Below are 18,398 nucleotides of genomic sequence, written 5' to 3' on the forward strand. Positions count from 1 at the left end.
AAGAGAACTGTGACTAGTAGGCCGTCGGCGATGGTGCTTCAGGGGCGCCATATACGGGTAAGTTCCCGTCCTGACAAGGCGAACACGGGCCTAAGAACGGACATCCAGGGGCTGCGAACCCTTGCCGTGGGACTTGTGATTCTTTATCACATCTGGCCGGAACTGCTGCCCGGTGGCTTTGTCGGGGTCGACGTGTTCTTCGTCATCTCAGGCTTCCTCATTGTGGGATCCCTGATCAGGGAACTCTCCAATACCGGACGGATTCGGCTGTCCGTTTTCTACGCCAAGCGCATCAGGCGGCTGCTGCCGGCTGCCAGCGTGGTCCTGATTGCGACCACCATCGCGACTGTGATCCTCCTGCCACAAAACAGGTGGCAGTCAATTTCCCTGGACGTGATCATGTCCGGGCTGCAGGTCCAGAACTGGAATCAGGCGTTCAGCGAAAACAGCTATGCGGGCGCGACAGCCGCCGTGTCGCCGGTGCAGCACTATTGGTCTCTTGCCGTCGAAGAACAATTCTATTTGGTAACCCCACTGATCCTCCTGGCGGGGGTGGTCGTCGCTGCGAAACTGCGCCTAAGGATTGAAACCATTTGTCTCGCCGGGCTGGCGACAGTGTCTCTTGCGTCATTCGTCCACAGCATCATGTTTTCGTCCACGGAGCACGGCATCGCGTACTTCGCTACGAGCACCCGAATGTGGGAGCTCGGTATGGGGGGTATTGCCGCCGTCCTATTGCCGAAGATGCATCCACGGGCGGTGTTCCTGCGTGCTGCCGGTTGGATCGGTCTCTGCGCAATCCTCTACTCCGCGTTGACGTTCTCTACCGCCATGGATTTCCCAGGGTCCGTCGCACTCTTGCCGGTGCTGGCTACGGTTTTGGTAGTCGCTTCGGGTGCGTCGCACTTGCAGCCTTCAGTCGACCGCGGTTATCCGGTTACCCGGCTCCTGAGCCTTCGGCCGGTGACGTACGTTGGTGACCTGTCTTACTCCCTCTACCTCTGGCATTGGCCCGTGGTCGTCTTCTACGTGTTTCTCCTTGGCCGTACGCCCGGCTACCTTCACGGTGCGGCCATTGTCGGGATCAGCTTGGGTTTGGCGGTTACGTCCTACTACTTCGTCGAGCAAAAGTTCCGTCACGCGGTCAGCCCTTTCCGGGGTCTTCCGCTGAAAGCACGACGATGGAGGCCCCGGGGCGGGAACGCTCTCGTCGTTGCCGCGGGCTTGATCGCAGCCACGACAGTTCCAGCCCTTGTGCCTTGGGTCGTTGTCGAGGTCAAATCCCAGCAGTTGAGCGGGGCGCTGAACCTGCGCGAATATCCGGGAGCGACGGCGTTTGACCCCAGTCGCCCTGCAACGGTTCCCGATGCACTGCCCGTACAGCCGGATCCCGCCGTGGCATTGAAGGATGTGCCCCTCACCGGCAAGGACGAATGCGGGACCTTTGATCCGGCGAGCATCAGGATCGAGCAATGCTTGTACGGTCCGGCGGATGCCTCGAAAACGATGGTCGTTGTGGGAGAYTCGCACGCCGCGCAATACGTGGATGCGCTTCTTATCGCCGGCACCCCTTCGGGATGGAACGTGCGGGCCATGGTTCGCAATGGGTGTCCCTTTTCTACATCGCCGCCAGCGGATGGCACGACGATCTACCACAATTGTTCCGAGCAGAACAAGGTAACCCTGGAACGGATACTGCTCCTCCGGCCGCAGCTGGTAGTGGTTTCCGGAATGACGCCAGCCGGCTACCAGCGTGCGCTCAAATGGGGGTGGGATAATCCTCAGGCGCTGGTCGACGGCTACGTCGAGGTCCTGAAGCCGCTTCGGGCAGCCGGTATCCGGGTAGCTGTTGTGGGCGACAACCCTTATCCCGACGTCTCCACTCCTGAGTGCGTTTCGCTCAACGGAACCGATTCACCGATGTGCCAGACCAGGATGCGCGAGGCGGACGCCCGGACGGATCCTCTGCAGCTGGCCGGAGCACAGGTACAAGGAGTCGAGCTCCTCGACATGTCGGCATATTTTTGCCGCCAGGGGGTCTGTCCGGCAGTTATCGGCAATGTGATGGTCTATCGGGACAACCATATGACCAATACATTCGCCAAGACGCTGGCGCCGGCGTTGGCGCAGCGACTCAACCTCTAGCACGACCCGCCGATTGTGCCTCGGGAGGCTGCGCGACAACGAGCAGGTGGCCGGTCTTTGACCAATAATTTTGCCCACGGGCGACCAGTTGACGTTCGCGCTGGGGGCTAGTAACGAGGCTTGCATCCCTTACGTACCCCTGTTGAGGTGGGTGGCTGTCGGTTCACGGTGGCCGTGGGGAGGGGCCGGGGTGGTGGTGGTTTTCGGCTGGGGGTGATGGCCCGTGAAAGAAAACGTCGCCCCTGGCCTGTCTCCTGGGCAGACCTGATTGAGGGAATTGGTGGCCTAAGGAAGCGGCGCGATGCGCCGGCCTTTCCTTGGGCGAGGCAGCGGATGACTCACAGCACGGGAGCTGTAGGCGGCGCTTCCTCAGCAGTTGCAGGGCCGGGCAGGGGAGGCAAGCCTCGGAGGCCGGACAGATGACGCATGACGGTTCTCCCCGGATGGGAACGCCCGCCTGGTGGCTTCGGCTGGTGGGCCGGCAACGACGGGTTGTCCCATCGCATGTATTCGATGCGAAGAGGGAGAAACATCATGCAGAAATGGGATAGACCTGCGGACCCGGTCAGGGCCGTGGCAGGTATTGACGCCGCCGTAACGGCGCGGCACCGTATTGCGGTCCGGGAGATATTCGAGGAGGAACCGAGCAGCTGAGCCGGTTCACCGTCGACCCGACACTGGCGGGGCTGGAGTCCCTGTCACGACGCCTGGCTGCGCTGCCGGTTCCGGTGACAGCGGTCGTGGAGCCGACGTCCATGACCTGGTTGGCCCTGACCCTCGCGGTCGTCGAACGTGCCGGCGGGCAGAGGTCCATGGTGGGCGCGCGCCACTCCGCGCGGTTGCGCGGGGCCATCATGGGGAAGAACAAATCCGATGTCACCGCCTCCGAGGTCCTGACCCATGCCGGGGAAATCTTCGACCCGCCCAGGCTGGTCCTCGCCTCCCCGGCGCAGCTGGCGCTGCGGAGGGGCGTGGTCCGCCGGCACGGTGCCGTCATCGACGGCAACCGCTCTTGGCGCCGGCTGGTGTCACCGGCCCGCTGGGCATTTTCCGATGTCTGGACTGCCTCCGCCGGATCCGAAGCCACCGCCCTTGCCGTGCTCGAACGATGCCCCCCCTGCGCTCCCTATCCTCGGCACGGGCGGCGACCCTGGCTGCGGTGGTCGCCACACATACCCCGCGATCTTGGCGATACTCCTGCCCGCGCCGCCGCCATCAGGACTGGTCCTCCGGAACCATGAATCAGCCCCGCCGGGCGATCAGCAAGGAAGGCCCAGCCCCGTTGCGTGTGGCGTTCTACCAGGCAGCCTCCGTGGCCCGGACCATGGACCCCCCCCCCAGCTGGCCGCTTTTAGCACCGGCTGATGACCGAAGCGGTCACTCCCACACCCAGGCCGTTATCGCCGGGCCCGGAAACTGGCGGAATCGACCTGGAAAACCGTCACGACAGGCGAGACCTACCAGCTCCGCGACCTTCAAGGGAATCCCGTCACCCGGCGGGCCGCCAAGGAACTCATCGCCGAACGCTATGCCGTCACTCCGGCCCAACGGACCCGGGCCCGCTCCCACACCGCCGACGCGAAAGGAGCCCGCATGACCAGATGAACGGCATCCGCCACCGGCCGGTGCTACCGGTAGCGTCCCGACACCAGCCACGCCGCCGGCCACCGGCCCGGACCACCAGCTCCGCAGACAACACCGCCGCGGAGCCTTCCGGTCTGCCCTCTGCCAGACACACAAAACGGTTGACAAAAGTTAGGGAAGCTCGTTGTGTCACTCCGCACCCGGTTACCGGCGGCCCGACGAAGTCCACTATTGTTATCAACAGCCAGCCTTGGCCGTAAAAGAATCCACTAATTTCGCTGTCCGAAATCACCGCGGCAGCTCAGTATCCGGACAACGCGCTCGTCATCACCAACACCGAATGCTAGCCCCCGCCCGTGCTCCAAGGGGGACCATTCCCCAAAGGGCCCATGACGAATCAGCTGCAAGCCGTGAGTTGGAACAGCTTCGCCTCGCCGACCCGGGCAAGGAGTTTGAACCCCGGAACTGAGTCGGTGATCTGGAGGCCCTGGAAACCGTGGTTTCCGCCATGGACTTCGCGGGTTCCAAAATCGAGTACGTAGCCCACGCCGGCTTCACGTGCTGCACGGCAGACGCTCGGGTCGGTGCTGGCGTCCCTGAGCTTGTCATTCAATAGAAGCGTCGACGGGGTATATGTGGTCAGGGTGTGCTTGGACGTGGTGTTGCGGTCCGCAATCGCAAAGGCCATGGCCCCGCCGGTCCAGGGGTTTACTGCGATCGTTGCGTCCGCCGGTACAAATTGATCCAGCTCATTTATCAGAGCCATTTCGTCCGAGCTGACCAACGGCGAGTCGGCGGTTGTGTAGTAATTAGCGTTGGCCGACCGTATTGAGCTGGCCAGCGGCACCGTTTGGGCGACAAGCACAACAGCCAGCAGTGCAAGCGGCACGACGGTCTGGGTGATAGTACGCGAAGCCCGGATTCCGGCCGGGAGGATACCCGCGGCGTTGCGGCGTCCTGCCCACAGACGCTGAAGCCTGCCAGTCAGCCATCCCGCGCCAGCGGCCGCAAGCGGAACGGCAACAACCGGCAAGAGCGCTGCCAGGCGGTAGCTGTCGTTGTACCAGACGCCGGTGAGTGTGTTCCTCAGCCAGCCACTTGGCCCCGCCGAGACAACCACGAAGAGACCCGAAATGATCGCAAAGGATCCCAGTAGCCAGGTACTCCTATGTCGGCTGCAGAGGACCACGACGCCGGCGACGACCAGGATGCTCACAGCCCACGCCGGGGGACGTTGCATGGCGGAGTTGGTGAGGATTTCCCCGACAGCCTGTCCCTGGGTCTGAAATGGCAGCCACGTCGCTGCCTCTGCGGGTGGCCGGATAAATTTCCACATCACAGCGATTGCTGCGAAGGCTGCGAGAAGCCCTGTCCCCATCAGCAGAGCGGGTAACGGGCTTCTTGCCGCCCGGTGCCGCGCCAGCGCGAATCCGATAAAGGAAAAAATCAAGATGGGGATCGATAGGGCCAGGAGCGACATCAGGCCATTCGGATGGGCGATAGCCACGCCGACGGCCGCGGCCGGCGCCAGGATGTAGCGCGCCAATCCAGTCTGGCTTGGAGTGTCGCTGACTCCGAAGAACAGGGCGACACATGCCAATGCGGCGGGGAGCATACTCACCGACAGGAAATTCGGGTAGAGGACTCCGAAGTCCAGCAAAAGCAGAGGGAATGAGCCAAAACCCGCTGCGAGGACTCCCGCCGCCCCAACAGAATAGGCGCTTGGCCCGACTACGGTGCGGGTCAGGAACATGCACCCGGCGGTCCAAACCGTTGCAGCGACGCACATATTCAGCACATTGACGGCCACAGCAAGTTCAGCGCCGGTCAATTGGATGAGCAGCGACGCCAATCCGTGCCAGGCCGCGGGGTAAAAGTACGGCGGATTATCACCGTTCGTCATAGCTGTCAGAGTCATCGACGAAGCGTTGCCGGTGTCCAGGACGTAACGGACGGCGTTCAGATGAAACACATTGTCAAAGGTCTGCGAAATATTTTCCGGCCGGCCGAATGCCTTGTGGAGTTGCCACAGGATGGCACTTGCCCCTGCAAGAAAGCCCACACCCTCGATCACCTGGGCTTTCTGGGGTTTGCGGGGCACCCACGTGAGCCGCGGCCCGGCAGCGACTCCGTTACGGCGATCCCACAGCAAACGGCCGGCGAGGAGCACTCCCGACACGCCAACGGTCAGCACTGCCACGGGCAGGAGGGACCACCTGACCCCGAAGTATGGTGCGACGATAGCGCTGACTGCAACCAGACTGATTGTCAGCAGCGGAGCCACGGCCAAGTAGGACAGTCTCCGGAGCCCCAAAGCCGCCTCGACCAGTATTCCGGGCGTAAAAAGAAGCACCAGGCACACCAGGATGACGGGCACGGTTGAAAACCAACTCATTCAGACTCCACTCGAGAAACGACGGCGGTGCTCCCGCTAGGCGGCGGGGTGCCTTACTCCTCCAGGAGTCCCAGTAGGTAGCTGCCGTAGCCGCTCTTGACCAGCGGTTCTGCACGTTCGCGGAGTTCCGCATCGCTTAGGAAGCCTTGACGCCAGGCGATCTCCTCAGGCGCTCCGATCTTTAGCCCCTGTCGGTTCTCAATAGTGCGGACGAAGTTCGAGGCATCATTCAGATCGCTGACCGTTCCCGTGTCCAGCCAGGCTGTGCCGCGCGGGAGGATCTCTACCTGAAGGTCGCCGCGCTGCAGATAGGCGCGGTTAATATCTGTAATTTCAAGCTCGCCGCGTTCCGACGGCTTGAGCTYGCGGGCGATGTCGACAACGTCGTTGTCGTAGAAATACAACCCGGGAACTGCGTAGTGACTGCGTGGGTTCTCCGGTTTTTCTTCGAGCGACAGGGCCCTGCCGTCGTCGTCGAACTCCACAACTCCGTAGGCTTTCGGATCCTTGACCCAGTAGCCGAACACGGCACCGCCTTTGATGTCCGCGTGGCGGCGCAGCTGTGTGCCCATGCCCTGCCCGTAGAAGATGTTGTCCCCCAGCACGAGGGCGACAGTCTCATCACCGATGTGTTCTGCACCCAGGATGAAGGCCTGTGCCAGGCCGTCAGGGGAAGGCTGCTCGACGTAGCTGAGGTTGATGCCGAATTGCGATCCGTCACCGAGCAACCGCCGGAACTGTTCGCCGTCGTGAGGGGTCGTGATGATGAGGATGTCACGAATACCAGCCAGGATCAGCGTGGACAGCGGATAATATATCATCGGCTTGTCATAGACCGGGACGAGCTGTTTGCTGATGCCAAGGGTGATTGGGTGAAGACGCGACCCAGTTCCGCCAGCCAAGATTATTCCACGCATGGGTCAATCATTCCCCACACTGACCGTAGGGCCAAAACGTCGGGATGGGCATACTAGATGTCTTTAGCGGGCATCGGTCCGGTCCGGCCGTGTACGCCGTCGCTGAAGCCCCTAGCGGCCGCCTCCAAGCGTTCCTGTCGACCGGGCGCAAGCAGGGTGACGAGGAGGATATGGCGGACGTCGCCCAGGAATCCGCGAATCACCCATTTGGGCTCTGCCACAGCGTATTTTCGGCAGAGAACTAACCGGTTTCGGACGATGAAGTAGTAGCGCCAGCTCGCGGCGATCCGAATGAGAAGCGGCTCGCCGCGCCAGCGGATGGCCCAGGGCCCCAGCCGGGCCGGCACCATGCTACCAAGCGAATGTGTCAGCGAGGCCAGCGGAGCGATTATCGATTGGAGGCCCTTGGCCTTGGCGCGTAGATAGAATTCACTGTCCACGCCATCGATGAACAGCTCCTCGTTGAAGGGCCCGATTTCATCAAGGCAGGAAACCGGGATGAGCAGTCCGGACTGCACTGGCTCGTCTCCGATGATCACGGCCGACTCCGTGCGCCGTGCCCGGCTCGGTAGGCCACTCACCGTGCCCGGGGCGATCATGCCCACTTTCATCCCGAGCGCGTCGGCGGACGAGGCCGCGTCCACGAGTCTGCGCACGAAGCCGGGCTCCACGAGTGAGTCCTGGTCCATTGTGAGGATGTACTGGAGGTGGGGATAGCTTCGCCGCGCGAGCTCAATGCCCCGGTTCAAAGCCGCAGCGATACCCGCGTTTGTTCTCAGACGCAGAACAGTGCACCCGAGGCGCTCCACGGCGGTGAACACGTCCTCGTCGGGAGTGCTGCTGCCGTCATCTACGACAATCACACCGTCGCACTGGCCCATGAGCGCCGTGCAGTTCCTAACTAGCACGTTCTCGGGGTGGAAGGTGCTGACGACAGCTACTGTCGTGGGGGTCCGCCCGCTGGCCATTAAGCCCCCAGACCGTGGCGGATCATATGACGGACACCCCTGGTATTCCGTCCCATGACGAGCGCCGGCAACAGACTCAGCGCGTGGGCGCGGGAGGTGAGCCGCAGCCGTGCGGCGTTTTCCGCCCTGTGCCATCCCCGGGCGCGGCTCAACTCTGCGGCCAGGGCAAAGTACTCGCGCTCGCCGGAGAATCTTGTGCCCCCGATGATAAGCGCTGACGAGGCGCTTTTGGCATGCCGGCGATACGCGAAACTTTTCGTCGGAACCACCAACAGGGAGCGACCTTCCAGAATCATGTCAATGATCAAGGCCAGGTCCTGGATGATGGGGAACTCGTCGCGGAAATCTACGGCCCTTATGGACGCCGTTTTGAAAGCCAGCGAGGGCCAATAGAGCCAGTCCCCATGCAACAAGCTGACAGCAAGCGGTTCGCCGGACAACAGCAGCGGTACGGAGGACCGGGGCCGGAGAAGTTTTTGCTTCACCGTATCGACCGCAGTCCTCGCCGGCGCACCGTCAGCGTCGATCACCTGGACGCCGGGCTGGATGATGTCGGCTTCCGGGTACTCTGCGTGGGCGGCCAACATCGTGGCGACATAATTTGGCAACAATATGTCATCACATCCAACCACGGCCAGGAGGTCCTGGGAGGCGAGCTGGACAGACGTCCGGAAGTTCGCAGTTATGCCTTGGTTGGACGGTTTTTTCACGTAGGTGATGCGGGAATCGGCAAGGCCCAAGACGTAGTTTTCAACGGTCGGGTCCGGATACGCGTCGTCGATTACGGTAAGGAACCAGCGGGGATCCGACTGGGCCAAGACACTGTTGACGGTCAGCTTCATGTAGTCGGGGTCGCCCCAATAGGGCACGAAGATATCGAGGGAAGTTGCCATGCTAGTTCGGACTCTCCGGGTGGGGAATTTCGCTGTCTTGCCCGACTCCGACCGTTTTGGAAATCCGTTCGACCTGTGTCCGTAGGATCGCAACTTCCTCTGCCAACACCCGTGTTTCCTCTTCCACGACCGAGATCTCCCAAGAGAGATGGAGGCAGACTCCGAGTAGCATCAGGATGCTGAGGATGAACAACAGGTTGGAGGGGAGTTGCACGCCGACAATCTGGGCCACTGCCACGAGCAACTGCGGAAAGGCTGCAAGGACCAAGGTCGCTATGCCGACCACGAGCCACCAGATAGCGTATTTCTCGCGGAGCTTCTTCCGCCGGAGCATCTCGGCGACAAGTCCCACGATGGCGAGCGCCAGGAGGAAGGCCGCTAGGTTAGGCATCATTTCATTCCTGCCGTTGACGGTAGTGGAAGCGCCACGCGTGACCGACGGCGGGTCAGGGCGAAAGCGAGCGCAAAAAAGGACCGTCCCAGGTAGACCGCGGCCTTGAACGGGTGATGGCTGGGTGTCCCGCCCTGGCGGGGGCGCATTTCCACGGGTACCTGCGTGACAGTCAGGCCGGAACGAATAGCTACGACGAGGGAATCTATGGTGTCACCGAGATATTCGGCCGGGTAGTGATCCAAATACTGGGCAATTGCCCGCTCATTGCCGGCCCGGAACCCTGACGTGACGTCCGTTAGCGGCGTCTTGGCGAGTCCGGAAATGACCGCCGCGAGGAACTTCATGGCCCATTTCCGGGGACCGCGGACCGTATAGTCGCCGCGGTTGGCAAAGCGGGCCCCGATTGATATGTCGGCGTTGCTTAGACCGTTGAGGACTTCCCGGATGTTTCGCGGGTCGTGCTGACCGTCCGCATCCACTTGGATAACGGTTTTGTACCCCAGCCGCTGGGCGTATTTGAATCCAGCACGCATGGCACCCCCGACCCCAAGGTTGAACGGAAGGTTCAATACCGTGGCACCGGCGTGGGAAGCGATCGTGGACGTGGCGTCCGTTGACCCATCGTTGACCACCAGCACGTCGTAAGGTTCATCGAGGCTGAGGACTTCGGACACCGTCGCACCCACGCAATCCGCCTCATTCCATGCGGGCATGATGACCAAGATCCGGTTCTTATCGAAATTGCGCATATCTTCCAAACTATATCAACCGCCCGGCGGCCGGCCGCTGTTTCGCCGGCCGCGCTCGGTTCCAGACGCTGACCCGTGGCCGTCCGCAGTTCCATCGCTCCTCGCTCCATCGGCTAGTCTCGGTCCATGACGAGCGACCAAGCCCCCATTTCCCACGCCCGCCGGGTGAGCGTCTGCATGGCCAGCTACCGCGGAGCAACGTTCATCGCGGAACAGATCTCGTCCATTCTCTCGGAGCTTGGCCCGTCGGACGAGCTCGTTGTTGTGGATGACGCCTCCCCGGACAACACCACCGAGATCATTGAGACCTTCCACGATCCCCGGATAAGACTCATCAAATCCGCACAAAACGCCGGCTACGTCCGGGCGTTCGAAAAGGCCATTGGAGCCAGCTCGGGGGAGTACATCTTTCTGTCCGACCAGGACGATGTCTGGATTCCGGGCAGGGTGAACCGGATGCTCGCTGCACTTCAGGATTCAAAGATGGTGGCGACGAATTTCTCAATGCTCGGCGGCGTCGACCGTCCGTGGATTCCGCCCTTGAGTTCCGGGATGGACTCGCGTCGACTCGCAAACCTGGCGGGGATCGTGGTCGGATACCGTGCTTACTACGGTTGCGGCATGGCATTCAGGCGGAGCCTTCTGCCGCTGGTGACGCCGATCCCCCCCTATGTCCGGGAATCCCATGATTTGTGGCTTGCGATTTGCGGAAACCTCGATGGTTCGATAACCCATCTTGACGAGCCGTCGCTTCTTCGCCGGCTGCACGACCAAAACGAAACGCCGGCAGGATTCCGTTCGCTACGCCGGATCATTGCGGCCAGGATCATGATTGCCAGGTTGGCGTTGGAGGGCAGAAGGCGCCTGCGTCGCAGCAGCCCCGGCGGCACGAGACGCTAAGCTGGCTTAATGCAAAAACTCCTTGTCACCGGCGGCGCCGGCTTCATCGGTTCGAACTTTGTCCACTTTGTGTTGGAAAACACGGGCCATCATGTGACGGTGCTGGACAAGCTGACGTATGCCGGCAATGTGGAATCGCTGGCAGAGCTCCCCGGGGAACGCTTCCGCTTTGTCCAGGGTGACATCTGCGACGCGACGCTCGTTGACGAACTCGTGGCAGATGCCGACGTCGTGGTCCACTACGCCGCCGAGTCGCACAACGACAACTCACTGCACGATCCGCGCCCGTTCCTGGACACGAACATCATCGGCACCTACACGCTGATCGAGGCCGCCCGCAAGCACCAGAAGCGCTTCCACCACATCTCCACTGACGAGGTCTACGGCGACCTCGAGCTGGACGATCCGGAACGCTTCACGGAAGACACGCCCTACAATCCGTCGAGCCCCTATTCGTCCACCAAGGCCGGCTCGGACCTGCTGGTGCGTGCCTGGGTTCGCTCCTTCGGCCTGCAGGCAACGATCAGCAACTGCTCTAACAACTACGGGCCGTACCAGCACGTGGAGAAGTTCATCCCGCGCCAGATCACAAATGTCATTGACGGGATCCGGCCAAAGCTGTACGGCAAGGGCGAAAACGTCCGCGACTGGATCCACGCCAACGACCATTCCTCCGCTGTCCTCGCGATCATCGACAAGGGCCGTATCGGCGAGACTTACCTGATCGGCGCCGACGGCGAGAAGAACAACAAGGACGTCGTCGAACTCATCCTGAAGCGCCTGGGCCAGTCCCCGGACGCCTACGATCACGTTGTGGACCGGCCCGGCCACGACCTGCGCTATGCCATCGATTCCACAAAGCTGCGCACCGAGCTCGGCTGGGAGCCGCGCTTCTCAAACTTCGACGCCGGCATCGAGGACACCATCGCGTGGTACAGGAACAACGAGGATTGGTGGCGCCCCCAGAAGGCTGCTACGGAAGCCAAGTACAAGGAACAGGGCCAGTAGACGATGTCGATCGAGTTCTCGAAGAAGCTCACAGCACACGAAACCCCGATCCCCGGGGTGGTCCTCTACGACCTCCCCGTCCACGGTGACAGCCGCGGCTGGTTCAAGGAGAACTGGCAGCGGGAAAAGATGATGGCGCTTGGGCTCCCGGACTTCCGCCCTGTGCAGAACAATATCTCCTTCAACGAGAAGGCAGGAACCACCCGCGGCATCCACGCGGAGCCCTGGGACAAATTCATCTCGGTCGCCACCGGCCGGATTTTCGGTGCGTGGGTTGACCTGCGCGAGGGTCCGTCCTTCGGCGCCGTCTTCACCGCTGAGCTGGATCCCAGCCAGGCCATCTTCATTCCCCGGGGCGTAGGGAACTCATTCCAGACCCTCGAAGACAACACCGCCTACACCTACCTCGTCAACGACCACTGGTCCGCTGATGCCCAGGACCAGTACACGTTCCTGAACCTTGCCGACGAGACAGCCAACATAGCCTGGCCGATCCCGCTGGAGCAGGCCGAACTGTCCGACAAGGACAGGGCCCACCCGCGGCTCGCGGACGTGGTGCCGATGCCGGCTAAGAAAATCCTGGTGGTCGGCGCCGACGGCCAGCTCGGCAAGGCACTCCGGATACTGTACGACGGCGACACGTCTGTTGAGTTCGCAGCTCGGGCGGAATTTGACCTCGGCAGCGCGGAATCGTTCACCGCCCGGAACTGGAAGAACTACAGCACGATCATCAACGCTGCCGCGTACACCGCTGTGGATACCGCAGAGACTCCTGAAGGAAGGACATCTGCCTGGGCCGTCAACGCCGCGGCTGTCGTCCGACTGGCTCAGACCGCGGTCAAACATGACCTCGTGCTTGTTCACGTTTCCTCGGACTATGTCTTTGACGGCACCCACGAAAACCACGCGGAAGACGAGCCCTTTGCGCCGCTGGGAGTCTATGGCCAGACGAAGGCCGCCGGCGACGCCACCGTTAGCGTAGTTCCCCGGCACTACATCGTGCGGACTAGCTGGGTGATCGGCGAGGGCAACAACTTCGTCCGGACCATGGCTTCGCTCGCTAAGCGCGGGATCGAGCCATCCGTGGTGAATGACCAGATCGGACGGCTCAGCTTCACCGAAGACATCGCCGCCGGTATCCGGCACCTGCTGCAATCAGGGGCGGCCTTCGGAAGCTACAACCTGACCAACGACGGCGCCCCGCAGTCTTGGGCGGAGATTGCAGCAGACGTCTACGAGCTTTCCGGGCAGCCTAGAGATGCCGTGACCGGCGTCAGCACAGCGGAATACTTCAGAGACAAGCCGGCAGCGCCCAGGCCCTTAAACAGCGTCCTGGAGCTGACTAAAATCAAGAACTCCGGGTTCCAACCCAGGCTGGCCGTGGACGCGCTGGCAGCCTATTGTGGCCAGCTCGGTGCGTTGGAATAGCGGTCGCTAGAGTGTCTTTCGATTCGAGTACATTCGGCGTCGTCGCCCTAGCCGCCTACAAACCGGATTGGGACCTGTTTCTGGCGCAACTACGGTCCATCCAGAGCCAGACCCATTCCCGCTTCCTTTGCCTCATCTCGGCTGACGGCGGCTTCGCAGGCGTCCGTGACTTCGTCGCCCAGGAACTTGGGGACGATGACCGGTTCCGGGTGATAGGTTTCCCGGACCGGCTCGGGTTCTTCGGAAACTTCGAACGGGTCCTTCAACATGTTCCCGCCGAAGCCAAATGGGTGGCATTGTCGGACCAAGACGATCACTGGTACCCGGACAAGCTTGAAATGCTCATTCCCCACCTCGACGATGTGAGCATGGTTGCGGCGCAGGCCCGGGTGGTCCGGCGCCCCGGAAACGACATCGTCGCAGAGTCCACCCAGCGACGAAATGTTCCGCTCGGCTCGCTGATGGCACAGAACCAAGTTACGGGATGTCTAAGCGTCTTCCGGACCGAGGTCTTGGACTTGGCTCTGCCGTTTCCGCGCTTGGACACCATTGCGCAGGTGCACGATCACTGGCTGGCTGTCTGCGCCATGACGGCGGATGGCGTGCTGGTAGTCAGCGACGTAGTCCAGGACTATGTGCAGCACGGCGGCAACGTGCTTGGCGAAGTGGGAGGCCGGAAGGGCATCGCCGGATCGCTCCGGCATGTCGCGGCGATGTCGAGAAAGTTCCACGGAAGCGCGAGTCCGCTCGCCATGCTGCGGACCGCCAACGACTTGAGTTTCGGCTGGCGCCGGGCTATGGCAGACGCCCTGCGAATCCGGGCTGTGGACGGCGCTCCGGGACTGGACGGGGGAGTGGCGGCCTTTGAGAGCGGCCACCGTTGGGGGCCGACATCCCGTGTTTTGGCCGACGGCTTTCGCCGTGGGGATATTGCGGCGCCCTGCCTGCTGGAGTTTATTGCCGGGCTTCCGGTTGAGTTGTACTCCCGAGGGAACCGCAGTCAGGCATAGGAGTTACCGTTTGGCCGAACCTACCGCAGCGGCTCCGGCGCTGGCACCGGCGGGTGACCGAGATGCCTGAGGCTGTCCCGGACCACAAGAATCTGGTAACCGGCGACGAGGACCTCGGCAATGCCGACTGCCCACGCGACGCCTGGAGCCCCGAAGAAGATTCCCATGGCAAACATCAACGGTATGTTTAGGGCGGCACCGATGGCCGTCGATTTGGCCAGGGCCGCGCCTTTTCCCAGCGGAATCAGGCAAGCAAGCCCCACGACCTGGGCCACGAGTACGGACGCAAAAATCAGACCAAAGGGGATGCTGAGTGCGAAATCGACGACGATTTCCCCTCGAGAAAACAGGGAACTGGCCCAGGGCATGAGTACCGCCAAGACCACACCGCCCAGTAGCCCCACGGCCGGGGCGATCTTGGTCACCATCCGTATGCGCTGATGGCTTTCTATCCGACCGGCTTCCGGAATCCACCCCTGAATGACTTGTAGCACGGGACCAAATCCCGCCAACGCAAACCGGAAGAGCTTGTCGGCTAGCGCGTACTGGGGCAGCGCCGCGGAGGCGACCAGCTTGACTGCAATCATCGGCAGGTTGCTGTTCAGGCTACCCGTCCCGGCGGCGATGACCCCGTACTTTTGACCACGAAGACGGCCCATAGCCGAGGTCAGACGAAGATCCGCGGTGAGAGGTACCTGGCGTCTGGACCTCAGTGCCGCGGCTGCCCCGAGACCAACCGCCAGGATATTGAAAACGACCAGGCAGAGGACGAACAGAATGGGCGCCGGGAAGAACTGGATCAGGACAACTCCCGTCACGGTTCCTAGGCCCTGGGGCAGCACATCGAAGAGGAGCAGTTTCCACGGTTCTGCCTGTCCAATGAAATACCAGGATGCGCCAACAAACGGCAGCAAGTAGGCCAGTGAAGCCAATGCCGCCGCCGCCGGGTCGACTTGGCCGAGCATGAGGACCACGACGTACATCACCGGGGCTGCGAAGACGAAGAGATAGATGCGGCTAATCAACGAATCCAAGAACATCTGCGGTCGATCTGGTGCCGGCAGGGACGCGACCATGGCGGCACCCACCGTTCCCCAGCCAAAAGCAACGATAATCCCGAAGATCGCCGCCGTCGACTGAGCCAGCGCCAGTTCCGCCCAGACGTCCCCGCCGAGAGTGGAGATAACGAACGGAATCGCCAGCAGGTTGATGGCGGTCGACAAGACCAAAGAGGTCCCAAATCCGCCAAACCTCCGCAGCAGGGCCGCAGTTGTCGAAGCCAATCGAGATCTCCGATCCTAGAAAACTCCTTGCCGCCGATAGGTGCGGAAGAACTGCCGACCTGAATCCTACCCCTCGAACCTCGCGGGATCACCTTGGACGGACTCGGCAAAATCTAGTAGGAGAGCGTTTGGCAGCCCAGCAGGGAATTGCCCAAACTCAGCTTCGAGACCGCCACGCCGTAGGCACACACTTCGTACTGGCCGCGCTGGGTGATGGAGACCGACGAAGTGAACCCGTGATCTCCAATGGTCATTAGAGCGCCATTGACGTCCGGCCGTTTCTGGTCGGCGGTGAWGGCGTAGCCCTTCCTGGTGCCGTCCGGCGACGTGACGTAGATGTGGTCCGGTATAGACGTGCCCGGGAAGGACGGATCCAAAGTCCACCCTGATGCTACGAGAAACGCCTTCCCGCTGGAGACTCTGATTGAGGCCGAATCCAGGTAACCCATGGTGGCCGGAGTGGGACCGGCGTCGACGGATTTGCAGCCCAGCAGTGTATTTCCATCCGTAACCGGAGCGACTCCAATGGCATAGGCACACACGGTGTACTTCCCGGCGGGACCCAGGGGAACTGACGCCTGGAATCCGTGGTCCCCAACTGTTTGCAGCGCGGCAATGACGTCCGGCCGCTTGCGGTTCGCGGTGAAGGCATAGCCGGGCCTTGTCCCGTCAGGCGACTGAACGTAGACATGAACGGGAATGCTGGTGCCCGGCTGTACGGGATCCAGAGCCCAGCCGCTGACTTGCAAGTTCGCTGCGTTGGGTGCCTGTGTCAGCGACAGTGAATCGTAGGAGCCGAATGGTGCCGGATTGGATTCGACGGTCAGGACCTCGCAGGAGAGCAATGCGTTGGAGTTTTTTCCGATCCCGTAGACGCAGGCACGGTACGCTCCCGGAACGGTGGCCTTCACCCGGTAATCAAAGCCGTGGGCCAGCCCGAGGCCAGTCGCGTCGGCGACGTCCTTCCGCGCGAGGTTTGCAGTCATCCGGTACCCAGTGGTTTTTCCGGCTGGGTCAGTGACATAGGCGTCGGCGTAGGAAGACTCGGCGGGATTGGCCAGATCGGCGGCCCAGCCCTTGAGCCGCAGCGTGACGGTCTCCGTTGTCCGTTCCTGGCTGACGCTGTCAAAGGAGCCGGTTGGCGCTTCGACGCCGGTGGCCTGCAACGTCTTACAGCCCAGCTCTTGGTTGCCGAACGTGCCGATGGCGAAGGCACAAACTTTGTAAGTACCCGAGCGCGTGATCCTCACCGTTCCGTCGAAACCGTGACTGGCTCCGTATCCGAAGGCCTGGTCAACATCGGGCCGGGGCTTATTGGCCTGCCACGCATACCCTTTTGTCGTGCCCGAAGGGTCTGTGACGTAGACATGGGCCTGGGCTGCTGCTGGCGCGTTGGCCAGGTCCACGGACCAGCCGCGCGCTCGGAGGGAGACCTCACTTCCGTTTCGGCTCATCGCGAGCTCGTCGAAGGAGCCGGTAGGCATGGGGGTCCCGGCAAAGCGCTGAAGCGAGGCATAGTCGCCGTTCCAGACATTTGAATCACCGGCAAAAGGTCCGGTGCTGCTGTATTGCCAGATGCTGTAGGTGCCCCAGCTCGCCGTCGGAACCGGCCCCGCGTTGTTCGTGAACGAGCCCGGGTACGCTGCGACCCACAGGGGGTAGTCGCCAAAGCCGGCCGGGTTGCCGAGGCACTGGTTCCACCAAGAGGTGTTGGTGTAGATGACCGGCAGTCTGCCGGTCAACGACAACATCGTGTTGCCGAAGTCGCGCACCCAAGACCTCAGCTGCGCCTGTGACATGTCGTAGCACGTGTTGCCGAAATAGAAACCGCTGATGGTTCTGCCGACGTACGGATTGAACTCAAAATCAAGAACTGGAGGAAGCGTTGAACCGTCAGCGCTCCAGCCGCCGCCGTTCTGGACAAAGTAGCGGGCCTGGTCCGCGCCGGAAGACCAATTGGGAATGGCGAAGTGGTAGGCCCCCCGGATCATGCCAACGCTTCGGGAACCCTGATACTGGGACCCGAAAACTTCGTTCGTGAAGTAGTTGCCTTCGCTGGCTTTGACATAGGCAAACCGCGCGCCCATGTTCCACTGCTGCTGCCAGTTCACGCTGGGTTGATGCCCGCTGACGTCCATTCCCTGGACGCCGAAGGTCGGAGTCCACGTGCCTTCAGTCGCAAGAGCCTCGGTTAGCCGCGACCTGCTGCCGGCGGACGGCGCCACGACCCTTGCCGAGCCCTGCCCCATCTCTGCGCCGCCGGGACCGATAGCCGCTGCCATGGCCGCCTTGCTGGCGGCGGATGAGGGATCCGGCGTTCCTGAAGTCAGGGCTGGAGCCGCTGGCGCAGGTGCCGGTGCAGGCGTCGGAGCGGCAGGTGTCGTGGCAGATGACGGTGACACCGGCGGCGGGGTGCTAACGGACGGCGAAGGGGAAGACGTGCTGGCTGGTGCCGCTGTAGCTGTCGGTGAGGGCTCGACTGCCGCTGCCGGCGCCGCCAGGCCAGGTCCAGCGATGAGGGATACGGCCAGTATCGCGGCACTAACCCGTCCGACGAGATGACTGTTGGGGGGAAGTAGGGTCCGCTTCATATGCCGCTCCGGAACAACACGCTCATGGCAGTGTCATAGTGATCTCGCGCCCGCGGCTTGGCAATGCAATGCTGTCCGGGATGTGAGAATGTCTGACTTGTCGCGCCCACCCTAACACCGGACACAAAGGTGA

Annotated in this window: 14 protein-coding genes; 6 read left to right on the top strand and 8 right to left on the bottom strand. The window is 62.1% G+C overall.

Features of this window, described 5'->3' with window-relative positions; all coding sequences use genetic code 11:
- The first annotated feature begins 30 nt into the window (after positions 1–30).
- Positions 31–2,145: an acyltransferase family protein gene (locus tag AB4Y67_RS04425; RefSeq protein WP_441404704.1), complete on the top strand. Its 2,115-nt coding sequence runs from the start codon at positions 31–33 to the stop codon at positions 2,143–2,145.
- Between the two features lie 755 nt (positions 2,146–2,900).
- Positions 2,901–3,386 (top strand): hypothetical protein, encoded by a 486-nt coding sequence (locus tag AB4Y67_RS04430; RefSeq protein ID WP_441404575.1) that lies wholly within the window; start codon positions 2,901–2,903, stop codon positions 3,384–3,386.
- Positions 3,387–4,126: 740 nt separating this feature from the next.
- On the opposite strand, the gene AB4Y67_RS04435 is transcribed toward AB4Y67_RS04430, so the two are convergent.
- The 6 genes from AB4Y67_RS04435 to AB4Y67_RS04460 are packed head-to-tail and all read right to left on the bottom strand — an operon-like array spanning position 4,127 to position 10,045.
- Positions 4,127–6,124: a DUF6541 family protein gene (locus AB4Y67_RS04435; protein ID WP_441404576.1), complete on the bottom strand. Its 1,998-nt coding sequence runs from the start codon at positions 6,122–6,124 to the stop codon at positions 4,127–4,129.
- Between the two features lie 53 nt (positions 6,125–6,177).
- Positions 6,178–7,041: a glucose-1-phosphate thymidylyltransferase RfbA gene (rfbA, locus tag AB4Y67_RS04440; RefSeq protein ID WP_441404577.1), complete on the bottom strand. Its 864-nt coding sequence runs from the start codon at positions 7,039–7,041 to the stop codon at positions 6,178–6,180.
- Between the two features lie 53 nt (positions 7,042–7,094).
- Positions 7,095–8,009 (bottom strand): glycosyltransferase, encoded by a 915-nt coding sequence (locus AB4Y67_RS04445; protein ID WP_441404578.1) that lies wholly within the window; start codon positions 8,007–8,009, stop codon positions 7,095–7,097.
- On the bottom strand, positions 8,009–8,902 hold the full coding sequence (locus AB4Y67_RS04450) for a glycosyltransferase (RefSeq protein WP_441404579.1): 894 nt from the start codon (positions 8,900–8,902) through the stop codon (positions 8,009–8,011). Before AB4Y67_RS04450 ends, AB4Y67_RS04445 begins: the two co-directional genes overlap by 1 nt.
- A gap of 1 nt (position 8,903) precedes the next feature.
- Positions 8,904–9,293 (bottom strand): DUF2304 domain-containing protein, encoded by a 390-nt coding sequence (locus tag AB4Y67_RS04455; protein ID WP_441404705.1) that lies wholly within the window; start codon positions 9,291–9,293, stop codon positions 8,904–8,906.
- Entirely contained in the window at positions 9,293–10,045 is a 753-nt protein-coding gene (locus tag AB4Y67_RS04460; RefSeq protein ID WP_441404580.1) for a glycosyltransferase family 2 protein, read from the bottom strand. Before AB4Y67_RS04460 ends, AB4Y67_RS04455 begins: the two co-directional genes overlap by 1 nt.
- 126 nt (positions 10,046–10,171) lie before the next feature.
- On the opposite strand from AB4Y67_RS04460, the gene AB4Y67_RS04465 reads away from it, so the two are divergent.
- Genes AB4Y67_RS04465 through AB4Y67_RS04480 form a run of 4 tightly spaced genes read left to right on the top strand, consistent with a single transcriptional unit; the run spans position 10,172 to position 14,391 of the window.
- Entirely contained in the window at positions 10,172–10,945 is a 774-nt protein-coding gene (locus AB4Y67_RS04465; RefSeq protein ID WP_441404581.1) for a glycosyltransferase, read from the top strand.
- Positions 10,946–10,954: 9 nt separating this feature from the next.
- On the top strand, positions 10,955–11,953 hold the full coding sequence (gene rfbB / locus AB4Y67_RS04470; protein ID WP_441404582.1) for a dTDP-glucose 4,6-dehydratase: 999 nt from the start codon (positions 10,955–10,957) through the stop codon (positions 11,951–11,953).
- Between the two features lie 3 nt (positions 11,954–11,956).
- Positions 11,957–13,381, top strand: a complete 1,425-nt coding sequence (locus tag AB4Y67_RS04475) for a sugar nucleotide-binding protein (RefSeq protein ID WP_441404583.1) — start codon at positions 11,957–11,959, stop codon at positions 13,379–13,381.
- Positions 13,382–13,392: 11 nt separating this feature from the next.
- Entirely contained in the window at positions 13,393–14,391 is a 999-nt protein-coding gene (locus tag AB4Y67_RS04480) for a glycosyltransferase (protein WP_441404584.1), read from the top strand.
- A 20-nt stretch (positions 14,392–14,411) separates the two neighbouring features.
- On the opposite strand, the gene AB4Y67_RS04485 is transcribed toward AB4Y67_RS04480, so the two are convergent.
- Positions 14,412–15,614: a lipopolysaccharide biosynthesis protein gene (locus AB4Y67_RS04485; protein WP_441404585.1), complete on the bottom strand. Its 1,203-nt coding sequence runs from the start codon at positions 15,612–15,614 to the stop codon at positions 14,412–14,414.
- Between the two features lie 173 nt (positions 15,615–15,787).
- Positions 15,788–18,265, bottom strand: coding sequence for a lysozyme (locus tag AB4Y67_RS04490; protein WP_441404586.1), 2,478 nt, complete (start codon positions 18,263–18,265; stop codon positions 15,788–15,790).
- Positions 18,266–18,398: the final 133 nt, after the last annotated feature.

This window comes from Arthrobacter sp. YAF17 (assembly GCF_052113365.1).
In the GTDB taxonomy this organism is placed as follows: Bacteria; Actinomycetota; Actinomycetes; order Actinomycetales; family Micrococcaceae; genus Arthrobacter.

What these genes read in the sequence shown, in the direction of transcription:
- AB4Y67_RS04430 (WP_441404575.1), top strand. Translation starts at nt 2,901, where the DNA reads ATGACCTGGTTGGCCCTGACCCTCGCGGTCGTCGAACGTGCCGGCGGG.
- AB4Y67_RS04435 (WP_441404576.1), bottom strand. Translation starts at nt 6,124, where the DNA reads ATGAGTTGGTTTTCAACCGTGCCCGTCATCCTGGTGTGCCTGGTGCTT.
- AB4Y67_RS04445 (WP_441404578.1), bottom strand. Translation starts at nt 8,009, where the DNA reads ATGGCCAGCGGGCGGACCCCCACGACAGTAGCTGTCGTCAGCACCTTC.
- AB4Y67_RS04450 (WP_441404579.1), bottom strand. Translation starts at nt 8,902, where the DNA reads ATGGCAACTTCCCTCGATATCTTCGTGCCCTATTGGGGCGACCCCGAC.
- AB4Y67_RS04455 (WP_441404705.1), bottom strand. Translation starts at nt 9,293, where the DNA reads ATGCCTAACCTAGCGGCCTTCCTCCTGGCGCTCGCCATCGTGGGACTT.
- AB4Y67_RS04460 (WP_441404580.1), bottom strand. Translation starts at nt 10,045, where the DNA reads ATGCGCAATTTCGATAAGAACCGGATCTTGGTCATCATGCCCGCATGG.
- AB4Y67_RS04465 (WP_441404581.1), top strand. Translation starts at nt 10,172, where the DNA reads ATGACGAGCGACCAAGCCCCCATTTCCCACGCCCGCCGGGTGAGCGTC.
- rfbB (WP_441404582.1), top strand. Translation starts at nt 10,955, where the DNA reads ATGCAAAAACTCCTTGTCACCGGCGGCGCCGGCTTCATCGGTTCGAAC.
- AB4Y67_RS04475 (WP_441404583.1), top strand. Translation starts at nt 11,957, where the DNA reads ATGTCGATCGAGTTCTCGAAGAAGCTCACAGCACACGAAACCCCGATC.